Genomic DNA, 14,081 nt, shown 5'->3' on the forward strand with positions numbered 1-14,081 from the left:
TTAAACTTTAGACTTTAAACAAAAAAATATTAAGCTGTAAGGAGTTAAGTTTTAAAGTTTTAATTGAAAAGCTTAGAAACTTAGTATCTTTGCAGCTTAGTAACTTAAATAAAGAATGGCAAAAGTAGTATTAGAATGTTCGTTTTGTGGAAGAAAAAAGCCAGAAACTAATTTATTAATTGCCGGTATTAATGCACATATTTGTGATAAGTGTATTGAACAGGCGCACGGAATTGTATTAGAAGAACTAAAATCCAGCGGAAGTGCAAAACTTGTTGGCGATTTAATTTTAAAGAAACCAAAAGAAATCAGAGCTTTTCTGGATCAATATGTTATTGGTCAGGACCAGACTAAAAAAGTAATGTCGGTTGCGGTTTACAATCACTACAAGCGTTTAATGCAACAGCAATTAGACGACGAAGTTGAGATTGAAAAAAGTAACATCATTATGGTTGGTCAAACCGGAACAGGGAAGACATTGGTAGCAAAAACTATCGCAAAAATGTTAGATGTTCCTTTAGCTATCGTTGATGCAACTGTTCTTACAGAAGCGGGTTACGTAGGAGAAGATGTTGAAAGTATCTTGACACGTCTTTTACAAGCAGCAGATTATGATGTTGCAAAAGCAGAAAGAGGAATCGTATTTATTGATGAAATTGATAAAATTGCCCGTAAGAGCGATAATCCATCAATAACGCGTGACGTTTCTGGCGAAGGTGTGCAACAGGCTTTATTGAAATTACTAGAAGGAACTGTTGTAAACGTACCACCAAAAGGAGGGCGTAAGCATCCGGATCAGAAATTTGTTGAGGTAAATACTCAAAATATCTTGTTTATTGCAGGAGGCGCTTTTGATGGAGTAGAACGTATTATTTCTAAACGTTTAAACCGTCAGGCGGTTGGTTATTCGACTTCTAAAAATGTAGATAATATTGATAAAGACAATTTGCTTCAATATATTATTCCAAAGGATATTAAAGATTTTGGTTTAATTCCTGAAATTATAGGTCGTTTACCGGTATTGACTCACATGGATCCTTTAGACAGAGAGACTTTGCGTGCAATTTTGACTCAGCCTAAAAATGCATTGGTAAAACAATATCAGAAATTATTCCTGATGGATGAAGTGGAATTCAGTATTACTGATGAAGCTTTAGATTTTATTGTTGATAAAGCTTTAGAATACAAATTAGGAGCACGTGGATTACGTTCGCTTTGTGAAGCTATCTTAACAGATGCAATGTACGAATTGCCAAGTTCAGACGATAAAGTTTTATCTATCGATAAAGATTACGCAGAACATACTTTAAGTAAAAATTTATTGAAGCGTATGGAAATTGCTTCGTAAATCTTAAAAGATATTTTTTTCAAAACCTGTTCATTTAGTTGAGCAGGTTTTTTTGTTTTCGAAATTATGAAAATGAAATTTCTCGTTTAGCCCTGATCGAAACGGCATCCTTTTGTTGCGGGGTTCGCAACAAAAGATATAGTGAAGAGCAGGACCAAACTTTCTTGTAAAAACTAATGTTGTGCTCAAAATTAATAATATGCTGAGTTACTTATTTGAAAGAATTTTTTATTGAGAACGATGTAAGTATTTGCTTATATTTGCTAAAATTAAATTGATATTGTGGATAAACTTATTGATAATTTCGAGGTGGGCTTATTTATCTGGCAGATAGTACTTCTTATTATTTTTGCTTATATGGTATATCTGCTTTATCTAATTACTAGATTTTTAAGAAGAGAGCTTAGAAAATAAAATTCGGAATTTCTGTAAAGCAGGTTTAGTTTTAATTAAAATCTTATTGCACTCTAAATTTCTCTCTATACTCAATAGGCTTCATTCCAACCATTTTATAAAATACTTTTCGGAATGCCTTTGGATCATTATAACCGGTTTTTTCGATAATTTCTGAAATCGAAAGCTGTGTTTGTTCTAAGTACTTTTTAGAGCTTTCGACTCTTATATTTTGCAGATATTCAATTGGCGGAATTCCGGTTACTTGTTTAAATCGGCGTGTCATATTTCTGGCACTTGTCGGGATATCTTTTGTAATTTCTTCCAGTTTTTCAATAGTTTGATATTGACTTTCGATTTTTTGCTGAAGCATGGCCACCAAAGTGTCATTGTGTAGATGGTTAGGTCTGAAAGTACTGAAATAACTTTGTTTGTAGCGATTCAAATCGATTGAGAAGATTTTTGCAATTTGAACTGCAATTTCGTTTCCGCAATATTTTTGAACCAAAAGAATGAGCAAATGAAAAGATGAGGTAGAACCGCCGCTAGTGTAAAGGCTTCCGTCTGCAGTTAAAGTTTCATCGGGTTTAAGATTTACAAGCGGAAATGCTTTCGTAAAGGCGCTGCAAGCGTCAACGTGTGTTGTGGCTAATTTGTCGTTCAATAATCCTGATGCCGCAAACAAGAAGGCACCGGTGCAAAAACTGGCAAGTTCGGCTCCGGACTGATGTTGTTTTTTTAGCCATGGAATAAAATCTCTATTTTTTGCAATCATTTCTCCCATATTGTCTGTGGTGAAAGCCGGAATCAGAATCAGTTCGAGCCGAATATCTGAAGTTTCGATTGGGTGAACATCATAGCCAAATACTTGTTCTGAAGTAATTTGTCCGGCCAATTGAAAAATCATGATTTCAAAAGGCTTTTCTCCACTGCTTAGTTTATTGGCTGTTTCAAAAACTTCTAAAATTGCTGCAATGCTTAATAATTTATAGTCATGCGGTACGATTAAACCTGTTTTCTTGCTCATGATTTGTGTTATTTGAAAGATTAGCAATCTAACAAAAGTAAGTAAAATGTCTCAAATGACCCTAAAATTGACTTTTATTAGCATTTTTAAGTAATCTTAAAAAATTACATTTGTTTTAATTAATTCGTAATTTTATCAAGATGAAAACAAAAATCTTCTTAAATCTTCCTGTAAAAGATTTAAATAAGGCGGTAGCTTTTTATAATGAACTTGGTTTTTCGACCAATCCAAAATTCACAAATGAAAAAGGAGCCTGTATAGTTATTGACGAAAATATATTTGTGATGCTTTTGGTAGAAGAGTTTTATCAAACCTTTACCAACAAACAAATTTGTGATGCTGCTACAACTAGCGAAGTTCTGATTTCAATTTCTTTGGATTCTCGTGAACAAGTAGATAAAATGATAGAAAAAGCTATTAAAGCTGGCGGAGTAGATTATATTCCGGCAAAAGATTATGGATGGATGTATCAAAGAACTTTTCTGGATGTTGACAATCATCATTGGGAAATTTTCTATATGGATGAAAGTCAGATTCCAGAGAGTATGTAATATTTAAAAAAAAACGATTAACTAGCTATAAAATGATAACAGTACAAACAACAGTTAAGAACACGATAGACAAAGTGTGGGAATTTTGGAATAAACCAGAGCATATTACAAAATGGGCATTTGCATCTCCAGAATGGCATGCGCCTCGTGCTGAAAATGATTTAAAAGAAGGTGGAAAATTCTCTACAACTATGGCAGCTAAAGATGGTAGTATGAGCTTTGATTTCGGGGGAGAATATACTTTGGTAAAACAAAATGAAGCAATAAATTATACAATGGGAGATGGAAGAAAAACTGAAATTATCTTTAAAGAAAGTCCTGAAGGAGTTGAAATAATCGAAAGTTTTGACCCAGAATCTCAAAATCCTGTAGAAATGCAACAAGCAGGATGGCAGGCAATTTTGGATAATTTTAAAAATTACGCCGAGAATAATTAGTTCTTTTCTCAAGTTCAAAGACTCAAAGTCGCAGAGGTTCAAAGGTTCAGTATATCGTCAATCTGTGCTTGCATTACTTATATAACTTATATGGTTTAAAAAATAAATTGTTTAACAAAAAAAATCAAAAAATGACAAAACAAATATGGTTGAATTTGCCTGTTAAGAATATTGCGAAAGCGAAAGACTTTTTCTGGAAAATAGGTTTTTCTTTTAATGAGCAGCACGATACGCCAAGTTCTACTTGTATGGTGATTGGTGAAAGTCATTTTGTAGTAATGCTTTTTGAAGAATCACTTTTTTCTACTTTTTCGCAAAATAGTATTACTGATACCGGTTCCAGTTCTGAGGTTTTGATGTCAATTGACGCCGAAAGCAAAGAGGAAGTTGATGAATTAGCAAAAAAAGTGACAGAAGCAGGTGGAACTGTTTTTGCAGCTCCAGCTGAAAGTCAAGGATGGATGTACGGCTTTGGGTTTGCTGATTTAGATGGTCATCGCTGGAATGTTTTGTTCATGGATTTTAGTAAATTATCGTAATAATGGAAAAATTAGTTTTTAATATTGACATAAAGGCTTCTAAAGAAGAGATTTGGAAAGTATTGTGGGATGACGAAACGTACAGAAAGTGGACAAGCTCTTTTTGTGGTGAAAGTTACGTTCAAACGAGTTGGAACGAAGGTGATAAAATTTATTTTTTAGGTGAAGGCGGCGAGGGGATGAATAGTATAATTGAAACTAAAATTCCTAACGAATACATGGCGTTTAAACATATGGGAGAAATTAAAGATTTTAAAGAAGTGCCACCAAATGAAGAAACGTTGAAATGGGTTGGAGCAATGGAAACCTACAAATTGATTCAAAAAGGCGATTTGGTCGATCTTCATGTAGAAGTAGATGTAATCGATAAACATATCGACTTTTTTAAAGAAGCTTTTCCAAAAGGAATGGAAACGATTAAAGAATTGTCTGAGAATTAACTTCTCAATACACTAAAAAAAAAACAACAAACATTAAAACAAAAGAAATCATGACATCAGTAAATCCGTATTTAATTTTTAATGGAAATTGCGAAGAAGCATTTCTATTTTACAAATCAGTTTTTGGAGGTGAATTTCCTTATATAGGAAAATTTAAAGATATGCCGGCAGAAGACGGCTGCGAGCAAATTTCAGAAAAAGATGCCAACCGTGTAATGCATGTTTCATTGCCAATTGGTGATACAATCTTAATGGGAAGCGACAGTAACGAACAATCGGGAGATGTGACTTTTGGTGGGAACTTTTCAATTTCAATAAATGTAGAAAGTGCAGCCGAAGCGGATAGAATTTTCAACGGACTTTCAGCTGGCGGAACAGTTTATATGGCAATGAACAAAACATTTTGGGGCGCTTATTTCGGAATGTTCAAAGATAAATTTGAAGTTAGCTGGATGGTAAATTTTGATGAAAACAAACCGGCTTAAAAAATAAATTTTAACACATAGAAACATAGATTATTGCTTCTAAAGAAGAGATTAAAAGAAACAAGTTTCCACACATAGATAAACTATGTGCATTTAAATTAGTGAAACGCCTTTTGTAAATCTTAAAAAAACTATGTCTCTATGTGTTAAAAATAATTGCAGCAACAGGATAAAGTTATGTTATTCTTATAGCAAAGCATAATTGTTAAATTACTTGAAAAAGCACATGATTATGTGCTTTTTCTTTTCAAAAAAACAATGATTATTCTTTTTTATCATCGATAGATTGCCGATTTTTGTCGCTTCAAAAACAATAGAGAAAAAATGGCAATAGAGGATAAAGAAATTATTTTATTAAAAGTTTCAGGACATGATAAAATAGGGGTTACAGCTGGATTAACTGCTGTATTGGCGACTTATGATGCTAACATTTTAGATATTGGTCAGGCCGATATTCATGATACACTTTCTTTAGGAATTTTGTTCGAAATTGCCGCAGGTTCGTCATCGGCACCAGTTTTAAAAGACTTGTTGTTCAAGGCTTACGAATTGGAAATTAAGGTAAAATTTATTCCAATTTCTATCGAAGACTACGAAACATGGGTAAAATCGCAATCAAAACAACGCTACATAATTAATATTTTAGGTGAAAAACTAGCTGCTTCACAATTGGCTGCCGTGACTAAAATTATGTCAGACCAAAACCTGAATATTGATTCTATTATACGATTAACAGGAAGAACTTCAATTGTTGAAAAAGAAGAATATCCGCGTTCTTGTATCCAGTTATCTGTGACAGGCGAAATTGTAAATAAAATTGTCATGACGGCAAGTTTTATGGAAATTTCAAGAACGTTAAACGTTGATATTTCATTCCAGGAAGATAATATTTACAGAAGAAACCGCCGTTTGGTTTGCTTCGATATGGATTCTACTTTGATCCAAACCGAAGTTATCGACGAATTGGCAGAGCTTAATGGAGTAGGCGATCAGGTAAGAGCGATCACAGAATCGGCAATGAACGGTGAAATTGATTTCAACGAAAGTTTCAAACAACGAATGGCTTTATTAGAAGGTTTGAGCGAAGAAGTTTTACAAAATGTTGCCATAAATTTACCAATTACCCAAGGCGCGCATCGTTTGATGAAAGCGCTTAAGTATTACGGATATAAAACGGCAATTCTATCTGGAGGTTTCACTTATTTTGGAGATTATCTGCAAAAAGAATTAGGAATCGACTACGTTCACGCCAATCAACTTGAAATAAAAGACGGTAAATTAACCGGTAAATATTTAGGTGATATTATAAACGGAGAAAAGAAAGCCGAATTACTAAAAACAATCGCCGAAAAAGAGGGAATTCACATCAATCAAACCATCGCAGTTGGAGACGGAGCAAACGATTTGCCAATGCTAAATTTGGCTGGACTCGGAATCGCTTTCCACGCCAAACCAAAAGTAAAAGAAAGTGCTTCAACGTCAATTTCTAGTTTAGGTCTTGATGGAGTTTTGTATCTTTTAGGATATCACGATCGATATATTGATATGATGTAATTATCAATTTGATACGTCATTTTTGTCATTTCGACGAAGGAGAAATCTTCGCAAGTAACTCGACAAGATTAGTGATTTTGATTACGGAGTTTCTAACGAAGATTTCTCCTTCGTCGAAATGACATGCTGAACTTAATAAAAATAAAAATCTTAGCTTTTTCAATAAAGGCTAAGGTTTTTTTATGGATAAAAAAGGATAAGCAAAGATTCAAATTTTTGATCAGATTTTTTTATATAAAGGAACAGGATATTCTTCTAAGAATGTCCAATCAGAATGATTTTGAGAATCTAGTTCCAATTTATTCTTTGAATATTTGTTTTTTAAATCATTGAAAAGACTGGAAATAGATTCTGAATTCTCTCCAAAAAACCAATAATTTCTTGCTCCGCCATAAGTCTCGACTAGAAAAATAATTCCATTATTTTTTTCTTGAAAAATGTTTACTACCTCGTTGTCAAAATCTATTAGTGATTTGTTATATTCAGAAGTTGGTAATCCATTGTCTTTAACATTATCGAATTCATGTGTTATACAGATTAATTCAGGATATTTTGTTTTGTATTCGTAAATGTTTTTATAATTAGGTTTTCTTAAATAGAGAGGAAGCCCTTCGTATTCAGTTTGTAGTGTTGACCATTCCATTTTTTTCTATAAACATTAAATTATCTTACATCTCCTTCAACTGCTCCAAATAATCCCTCTGATTAGAAAGTCTCGGAATCTTATGTTGGCCACCAAGTTTATCTCTTTCTTTCAACCAATCATAAAACAAGTTCTCACGAGCAACATTAATCACCAAAGGATTTAACGTCATATTGTTGTAGCGTTTTGCTTCATAATCAGAATTTAAAGTCTGTAAAGTTTCATCCAGAACTTTTTGGAAAAGACCAACATCAGCCGGGTGTTTTTTAAATTCGATCATCCATTCGTGTGCACCTTTTTCTTTGTCTTGCATAAAAATAGGAGCAACGGTATAATCAATAACTTCAGTTTGAGTTACCTGACACGCTTTGGCAATAGCCTGATCGGTATTTTCTACCATTAATTCTTCACCAAAGACATTAATATGATGTTTGGTTCTTCCTGTAACTCTAATTCGATAAGGATTTAAAGAAGTAAAGCGAACGGTGTCGCCAATTAAATAACGCCACAAACCGGAATTTGTCGTAATTACGATTGCGTAGTTTTTATTCAGTTCAACATCGGCAAGGCGAATTACTTTTTGGTCTGGAGTTCCAAAAGTGTCCATCGGAATAAATTCATAGAAAATTCCGTAATCCAGCATCAATAATAAATCACTTGAATTATTTAAATCCTGAATAGCGAAAAAGCCTTCCGAAGCATTGTAGATTTCGTAATATTTAAAATCCTTGCTTGGTAAAATTTTCTTGTACTGTTCTTTATAAGGAGAAAAACTTACGCCTCCATGAAAATAAACTTCAAGGTTTGGCCAGAGTTCAAGCAAATTTCCTTTTCCTGTATTTTCTAAAACTTTATTCATTAAAACCAACATCCAGGAAGGAACACCTGCAAAACTGGTCACGTTTTCATTTTTTGTTTCGTTGATAATGGCCGCGATTTTTGTTTCCCATTCGGTCATTAACGAAGTTTTACTGCTTGGCGTGCTGCTGAATTCGGCCCAAATTGGCATGTTTTCAATCAGAATTGCCGATAAATCTCCAAAGAACGTATTGTTGTTTTCATAAATCTGAGAACTTCCACCTAAGCGAAGACTTTTTCCCAAAAATAATTCAGAGTCTTCATTATTATTTAAATAAAGACAAAGCAAATCCTTGCTTCCTTTATAATGACAATCTTCCAGTGCTTCGTTGCTTACCGGAATAAATTTGCTTTTAGCATTTGTAGTACCGCTCGATTTAGCGAACCATTTTATAGGCGTTTCCCAAAAAACATTTTGTTCGCCTAAACGTGTACGTTCAATCAACGGCTGTAATTCTTCATAAGTCGAAATTGGGACTCTTTCTTTAAAAGTCTGATAGGAATTTATCGAGGCAAAATCATACTGTTTTCCAATAACCGTATTTTCTGAAGCTGTCAATAAATTATGCAACAGCTCTTCCTGAACTTCATTCGGATATTTTAGAAAGAGTTCGATTTGATGTATCCTCTGTTTTAGGACCCATGATGCGAAAGAATTGATTATGGATAAGGGCATGAATGATTTTTGATTTTAGATGTTAGTTTTTGTGCGTAAACGCAAAAACAGGAAACTTAAAATTTGAATATCAACAGACAAATATTAACTTTGTCGTTGTATCAAAAATAGTGTTTTTTTGTAAAAAACAATTCTATTTGTAGTAAAGATTCCATTTCAAAATTGGAATTTTAACACTAAAAGCGCTAATTCTTCGGGTTTCCTGAAATCTCTAATCAACAAATAAAAAAATAAAATTCTAATGACTTATCAAGGCGTACTTACAAAAATGCAGACAGAAATAGGAAATCCAATTCAGTATTATTTGGTTTTCGAAGATAGCTTTTTGAGTATGAATCAGTTATTGGATAAAGAGATTGAAATAAACTTTTCAGGCTATCAATGCTTAAATTGTAACAAGAAGAAAAAAATATACAGACAAGGTTTTTGCTACGATTGTTTTTACTCCAGTGCAGCAGTTGGTGATTGGATCATGAGACCGGAATTAAGTACAGCGCATCTCGGAATTGCCGATCGCGATTTAGAATACGAATCAAAAGTACAATTGCAACCTCATATTGTATACTTGGCTTTTTCGACCGAAGTAAAAGTAGGCGTAACCAGAAAAACGCAAGTGCCAACAAGATGGATCGATCAGGGTGCAACGCAGGCAATTGCGATAGTTGAGGTGCCAAATCGTTATTTGGCCGGAATAACTGAGGTTGCCTTGAAAGATCATTATACAGATAAAACGAACTGGAGAAAAATGCTTCAAGATACTTCCGAATCTTGTGATTTAATTTTGGAGAAAGCGAAAGTAGAAAGCTTAATTCCTGCTGAAGTGAAAGACTATTTTTATAGCCAGAAAAATGATGTCTACGAATTAAATTATCCGATATTAAGTTATCCTCAAAAAATTAGTAGTTTAAACTTAGAAAAGACACCATCTTTTAATGGAAAGCTGGTTGGAATAAAAGGACAATACCTTTTATTTGAAAACGGAACTGTATTTAATGTTCGTGGTTCTGAAGGTTATGTTGTTACTATAAACGTCTAGGTTTATCAGGGAATCGTCGATATTTTTCGTCTAACTATCTATTAGTTTGTTGGTTACATAATAATTTATTGTAATTTTATATCACCTCCAAAAGCAAAAACATGTAAATATTGATACATTTGGTTACAATTTTGTAACAAATGCTTATTGGAAGAATTTATTTTTAGAAAATAAAAGAGGTTAGCTTTGAAAGCTTTCCTTAATTGATTTTTCAAATTTAATTAAGATTTAAATTCATAAATTATTCCATAAATGAGTGTTGTACGCAAAATAAATAATTACAGACGCAATATTATGCGTAGTCTGACTAAGAATGTTGGAAAACCAACGATGCAGGATGATTTTATTTTAGTTGATAAAAGCGAAATAAAAAAAGTTCTGATCTGCAGACCAAATGGAAGGTTAGGAAATCTTTTGTTGATTACACCACTTGTGCAGGAAGTGGCTGAAATGTTTCCAAACTGTAAAATTGATTTATTTGTAAAAGGAACTCTGGCTCCAATTATTTTTGAAAATTACGATGTAATTGATAAGACAATTCATTTACCTAAAAAGCCTTTTAAAAGTCTAGTTGAATATTCAAAGGTTTGGATTTCGCTAAAGAAAACACCTTACGATTTAGCGATTAATGTTGACCAAAACTCATCTTCCGGCCGATTGGCAGTTCAGTTTTCAAATGCGAAATACAAATTTTTTGGAGATTCCGGCGAGGAAGACATAGAGCGAAAAAGCGATTTTGAACACATTGCAAAGTATCCAGTTTATAATTTCCGAAATTATTTGTCAAAACTTAGACTACCAACCAACAGCAATAAAATAATTGCTCCTTTAGATCTTAAATTAACTTCTTCTGAAATTGCCGATGGCAGAAAAAAATTAAGCGAGATTACGAAAAACGACAAAAAAACAATTTGCATTTTTACCTACGCAACTGGACCAAAATGTCTGTCAGAAGAGTGGTGGGAAAAGTTTTATTCGCAACTTGTTACAGAATATAAAAATTATAATATTATTGAAATTTTACCTGTAGAAAACGTATCACAAATTGGATTTAAAGCTCCAACATTCTATAGTAAGGATATTCGCGAAATAGGATCGGTTATTGCAAATGCTGATTTGTTTATTGGTGCCGACAGCGGAATTATGCATTTATCGAGCGCTGTACACACACCAACAATTGGATTGTTTTCGGTTTCTAATATGAAAAAATACGAGCCTTATGACAATTGCAGTACTGCAATAGATGTTAATTTATGTACGAAGAAAGAATACATAAAAACGATAAATTCGATTTTGAATAATGGCAGATTAGATATTTACTCAAGAGCAATATAAAATATATAAACATAAAAAAAGAGAGGCATTCAATTCGAATGCCTCTCTTTTTTAGTTTAGTTTTTCTTCTTAAACAATCCGTTCAGTAAATCACTAGCTTTTTTGGTGACTTCCTGAGTTTTTTGTTCTTTTTCTGTTTTTGCAGCTTGCGTAGTATCTTTTGCTTTTGTGTTCTTGTTGATTAAATCGGTTAATGCAGCGGTACCTTTTTGTGTTAGCTTATCTTTCTGTTGATTAGCAACTTGAGAAGCAAGAGCGGTAACAGCAGTTTTCATATCGGTACTAATTTTTGGATTAGAGAAGTTACCGGTTATCATAGCATTAATCGGAATGTTTTGCAGTTTCGCAGCATCAGCAGGCGACATTTTTGCGATAAAAGCATTTGCTTCACTTCCTAAATATTTAGCTGGAACATCAAATTTTAAATTGTAGTTCATAGTCTGGTCAAAACCATGAGTTCCACCAACAGTTACTTTTATGTCTTGATATTTGATATCGAAAGGTTTTACATTCACTTTTCCGTTCTCAAAAGTAAGTGCCGCTTTAATGTCGTTCAAATTCACTTTATTCATATCGATAAACTTAATATTTGAACCAAGAGCATTAAGCAAAGTAGAATTTTTGGCATTTACCGTTGTCGAAAGTAATTGTCCTAGCAAATCTCCAGAAATTGATGCTAAATCAGGAGTTAGTTCTTTAGAGTCTAAGTTACCATTCAGTTTTATAGTCGAATTTAATTTTCCGTTGATGATTCCCGCAATTGGAGCAATTTTTTTCATCATGTCCAATTGTGTGAAAGTTTGCGCGATATCAACCTGATTGAAACCTAAATTCATATCAAAAGTTGGAACTTTTTCTTTTGTAGAAACCGCTCCCGTCAAACCAATTGTTCCTCCAAAGATGGATGTTTTAAAGTTTTCTAAAAGTGCCTTTTCGTCTTTTATAATCAGTTTTCCAGAAACATCTTTTAGTTTTAAATTATCATATAAAACGGTTGTAGCTTTTGCATTTAATGTACAGTTCAGGAAAGCTGGAATTTTCATGGCTTCAGCTGGTTTTGCAGCTGTTTTTGTTTCTTCTTTTGCAGGTTCTCCAGCTGTCATAAAATCATCAACAGCCAATTGATTTGAACTCATGTTGAAATTCCCTCTTAATTCCTGTTTTTTGAACATAAATCCATAGAAATTTTCAAGAACACCATTGATTGCTAAATCACTTTTTCCTGTTGTGGCATTAAACTGTTTTAAGTTGATTTTACTCGGATTAAATTCAACCAATGCCGTGCTGATATTCATTGATTTGTTGTTTTCGTCAGTATATTTAAATCCTGACAAACTCATTGTTCCGGCATTTTTAATGTTTTGATATTGGCTTTTTTCTACAGATGCCATATCAAAATTTGTAGTAACATCTGCTTTTAGGATACCTGCCAAAGGTTTATCCATTTTGATCGGATACGCTTTTGAAAGATTAGCCAAATTGATAGTTCCTTTCAAAGCTGCATCAATAATTGGATTAATGGTAATGTTTTTAATATTTGCTTTAGCGTTAAAAACATCCTGATCAATTCTGAAAGAAAGCTTATCTAAATTAACGTACGTATCATTTAGAATTCCTGTTTCGTTAATAATTTTGGTATCGATTACAATGTTTTGAACTGATTTTGGTAAGTTAGGATATTGGAAAGAAGCATTGTTCGATGCAATTTCGATATTGAATTTAGGAACAGTTGTATCTGTTAATTCTCCTTTTGCAAAACCTGCAACAGTAAAATCCCCCGTTGTTTTTACGCCATCTAAACCTGACGCATAAGCAGAAGGAATCAATCCTAAGAAGTTGGTGAATGATGAAGTTGGAGTTTTAAACTTTAAATCATAAATCTGTGCTTTATCCGTCATTTGGATAAATCCGTCAAATTCTAAAGGCAATTGATTTATTAAAGCTTTATTTTCCTTAAAAGTATATTTACTTTTATCAAGATCGATTCCCAAAATAGCATCCAAAGTCAATTTTACATTTTTCATGTAATTGATTTTGTCCATATCCAAAGATACTTTTGCAGTAGATTTTGTAGTTAAATCTAATTTTGAATTGGTGAAATCTCCCGTTCCTTCGTGGTTTAGACTGTCAATAACCATTTTAATTTTAGATCCCTGATCAATATATCTAAAAGTAAAGTTCTCGATTTTGTAGTTCTGTATCTTTAGCGAAAGCGGTTTGCTTTTATCATCGCTTGGTGTTTCTTTTTTATCTTTTAAAGCAATATCAAAGTTTCCAACACCATCTTTATTGAAGATAATGTTAATTAATCCATTTTGAGAACTGATTCCTTGGATGCTTAACGGTTCATCTTTTCCTTTGAAAAGTTCCTTGATACTCATTTTTAAATTCAGCTCACCTAGTGAAACTAAGGTATCACCTTCAAATGGGGCTTTGTTGATGATTACCAATTTTTCTATCCCAACTGCTGCATTTGGAAAATTTCTGAAAAGGCTTAAATCTGCATCAGCAAAACTTACTTTCGCATCAACACTTTCGTTGATTGCAGCAGCGATTTTAGCTTTGATTTGGTCTTTAAAGAAATACGGAATGGCAAATAGTGCGGCTACGAAAACCACAAGAACAATGGCGGTTATTTTTAAAACTTTCTTTAACATATTTATAGATTTGAGGGTTTACAAAAAAAATAGACTGCTGCAAAAATAGTTTTTTTTACTTCAGTTTGCAGATAAAGTTTTCTTAATAAGTAAGAAATGTAT

General features: G+C 33.0%; 13 protein-coding genes. 9 read left to right on the forward strand and 4 right to left on the reverse strand.

Going from position 1 to position 14,081, the window contains the following annotated elements; translation table 11 throughout:
• Positions 1-115 precede the first annotated feature (115 nt).
• Positions 116-1,348, forward strand: coding sequence for an ATP-dependent Clp protease ATP-binding subunit ClpX (gene clpX, locus BD847_RS16800; RefSeq protein ID WP_115889440.1), 1,233 nt, complete (start codon positions 116-118; stop codon positions 1,346-1,348).
• 457 nt (positions 1,349-1,805) lie between these two features.
• Here clpX and BD847_RS16805 read toward each other — a convergent pair whose 3' ends face one another.
• On the reverse strand, positions 1,806-2,768 hold the full coding sequence (locus BD847_RS16805; protein ID WP_115889441.1) for a GlxA family transcriptional regulator: 963 nt from the start codon (positions 2,766-2,768) through the stop codon (positions 1,806-1,808).
• Positions 2,769-2,908: 140 nt separating this feature from the next.
• Here BD847_RS16805 and BD847_RS16810 point away from each other — a divergent pair, with 140 nt between their 5' ends.
• From BD847_RS16810 to serB, 6 genes are all read left to right on the forward strand, one after another.
• On the forward strand, positions 2,909-3,319 hold the full coding sequence (locus BD847_RS16810; protein WP_115889442.1) for a VOC family protein: 411 nt from the start codon (positions 2,909-2,911) through the stop codon (positions 3,317-3,319).
• 32 nt (positions 3,320-3,351) lie between these two features.
• Positions 3,352-3,756, forward strand: a complete 405-nt coding sequence (locus BD847_RS16815) for an SRPBCC family protein (protein WP_115889443.1) — start codon at positions 3,352-3,354, stop codon at positions 3,754-3,756.
• Between the two features lie 131 nt (positions 3,757-3,887).
• Positions 3,888-4,295 carry a VOC family protein gene (locus BD847_RS16820; RefSeq protein ID WP_115889663.1) on the forward strand — a complete coding sequence of 136 codons (408 nt, stop codon included), beginning with the start codon at positions 3,888-3,890 and terminating at the stop codon, positions 4,293-4,295.
• A gap of 2 nt (positions 4,296-4,297) precedes the next feature.
• Entirely contained in the window at positions 4,298-4,735 is a 438-nt protein-coding gene (locus tag BD847_RS16825; protein WP_115889444.1) for an SRPBCC domain-containing protein, read from the forward strand.
• Between the two features lie 50 nt (positions 4,736-4,785).
• Positions 4,786-5,220, forward strand: coding sequence for a VOC family protein (locus BD847_RS16830; RefSeq protein WP_115889445.1), 435 nt, complete (start codon positions 4,786-4,788; stop codon positions 5,218-5,220).
• Positions 5,221-5,544: 324 nt separating this feature from the next.
• The gene (serB, locus tag BD847_RS16835; protein WP_115889446.1) at positions 5,545-6,774 is read left to right on the forward strand and encodes a phosphoserine phosphatase SerB; all 1,230 of its coding nucleotides are present in this window, start codon (positions 5,545-5,547) and stop codon (positions 6,772-6,774) included.
• Between the two features lie 220 nt (positions 6,775-6,994).
• Here the strand turns inward: serB and BD847_RS16840 are convergent, their stop codons facing one another.
• Positions 6,995-7,417, reverse strand: a complete 423-nt coding sequence (locus BD847_RS16840) for a DUF695 domain-containing protein (RefSeq protein WP_115889447.1) — start codon at positions 7,415-7,417, stop codon at positions 6,995-6,997.
• Positions 7,418-7,442: 25 nt separating this feature from the next.
• Entirely contained in the window at positions 7,443-8,951 is a 1,509-nt protein-coding gene (locus tag BD847_RS16845) for a GH3 auxin-responsive promoter family protein (RefSeq protein ID WP_115889448.1), read from the reverse strand.
• 241 nt (positions 8,952-9,192) lie between these two features.
• Between BD847_RS16845 and BD847_RS16850 the strand changes: the two genes are divergently transcribed.
• Positions 9,193-9,987, forward strand: coding sequence for a DUF2797 domain-containing protein (locus tag BD847_RS16850; RefSeq protein ID WP_115889449.1), 795 nt, complete (start codon positions 9,193-9,195; stop codon positions 9,985-9,987).
• Between the two features lie 252 nt (positions 9,988-10,239).
• A complete protein-coding gene (locus BD847_RS16855; RefSeq protein WP_115889450.1) occupies positions 10,240-11,322 on the forward strand; it encodes a glycosyltransferase family 9 protein in 1,083 nt (360 codons plus the stop codon).
• Between the two features lie 56 nt (positions 11,323-11,378).
• Here BD847_RS16855 and BD847_RS16860 read toward each other — a convergent pair whose 3' ends face one another.
• Positions 11,379-13,979 (reverse strand): AsmA-like C-terminal region-containing protein, encoded by a 2,601-nt coding sequence (locus BD847_RS16860; protein WP_115889451.1) that lies wholly within the window; start codon positions 13,977-13,979, stop codon positions 11,379-11,381.
• Between the last annotated feature and the right edge of the window lie 102 nt (positions 13,980-14,081).

Origin of the sequence: Flavobacterium cutihirudinis (assembly GCF_003385895.1) — a bacterium.
Classification (GTDB): domain Bacteria; phylum Bacteroidota; class Bacteroidia; order Flavobacteriales; family Flavobacteriaceae; genus Flavobacterium; species Flavobacterium cutihirudinis.

Coding starts and splice junctions, on each gene's coding strand:
- clpX (WP_115889440.1), top strand. CDS start 116: ATGGCAAAAGTAGTATTAGAATGTTCGTTTTGTGGAAGAAAAAAGCCA.
- BD847_RS16805 (WP_115889441.1), bottom strand. CDS start 2,768: ATGAGCAAGAAAACAGGTTTAATCGTACCGCATGACTATAAATTATTA.
- BD847_RS16810 (WP_115889442.1), top strand. CDS start 2,909: ATGAAAACAAAAATCTTCTTAAATCTTCCTGTAAAAGATTTAAATAAG.
- BD847_RS16815 (WP_115889443.1), top strand. CDS start 3,352: ATGATAACAGTACAAACAACAGTTAAGAACACGATAGACAAAGTGTGG.
- BD847_RS16820 (WP_115889663.1), top strand. CDS start 3,888: ATGACAAAACAAATATGGTTGAATTTGCCTGTTAAGAATATTGCGAAA.
- BD847_RS16825 (WP_115889444.1), top strand. CDS start 4,298: ATGGAAAAATTAGTTTTTAATATTGACATAAAGGCTTCTAAAGAAGAG.
- BD847_RS16830 (WP_115889445.1), top strand. CDS start 4,786: ATGACATCAGTAAATCCGTATTTAATTTTTAATGGAAATTGCGAAGAA.
- serB (WP_115889446.1), top strand. CDS start 5,545: ATGGCAATAGAGGATAAAGAAATTATTTTATTAAAAGTTTCAGGACAT.
- BD847_RS16840 (WP_115889447.1), bottom strand. CDS start 7,417: ATGGAATGGTCAACACTACAAACTGAATACGAAGGGCTTCCTCTCTAT.
- BD847_RS16845 (WP_115889448.1), bottom strand. CDS start 8,951: ATGCCCTTATCCATAATCAATTCTTTCGCATCATGGGTCCTAAAACAG.
- BD847_RS16850 (WP_115889449.1), top strand. CDS start 9,193: ATGACTTATCAAGGCGTACTTACAAAAATGCAGACAGAAATAGGAAAT.
- BD847_RS16855 (WP_115889450.1), top strand. CDS start 10,240: ATGAGTGTTGTACGCAAAATAAATAATTACAGACGCAATATTATGCGT.
- BD847_RS16860 (WP_115889451.1), bottom strand. CDS start 13,979: ATGTTAAAGAAAGTTTTAAAAATAACCGCCATTGTTCTTGTGGTTTTC.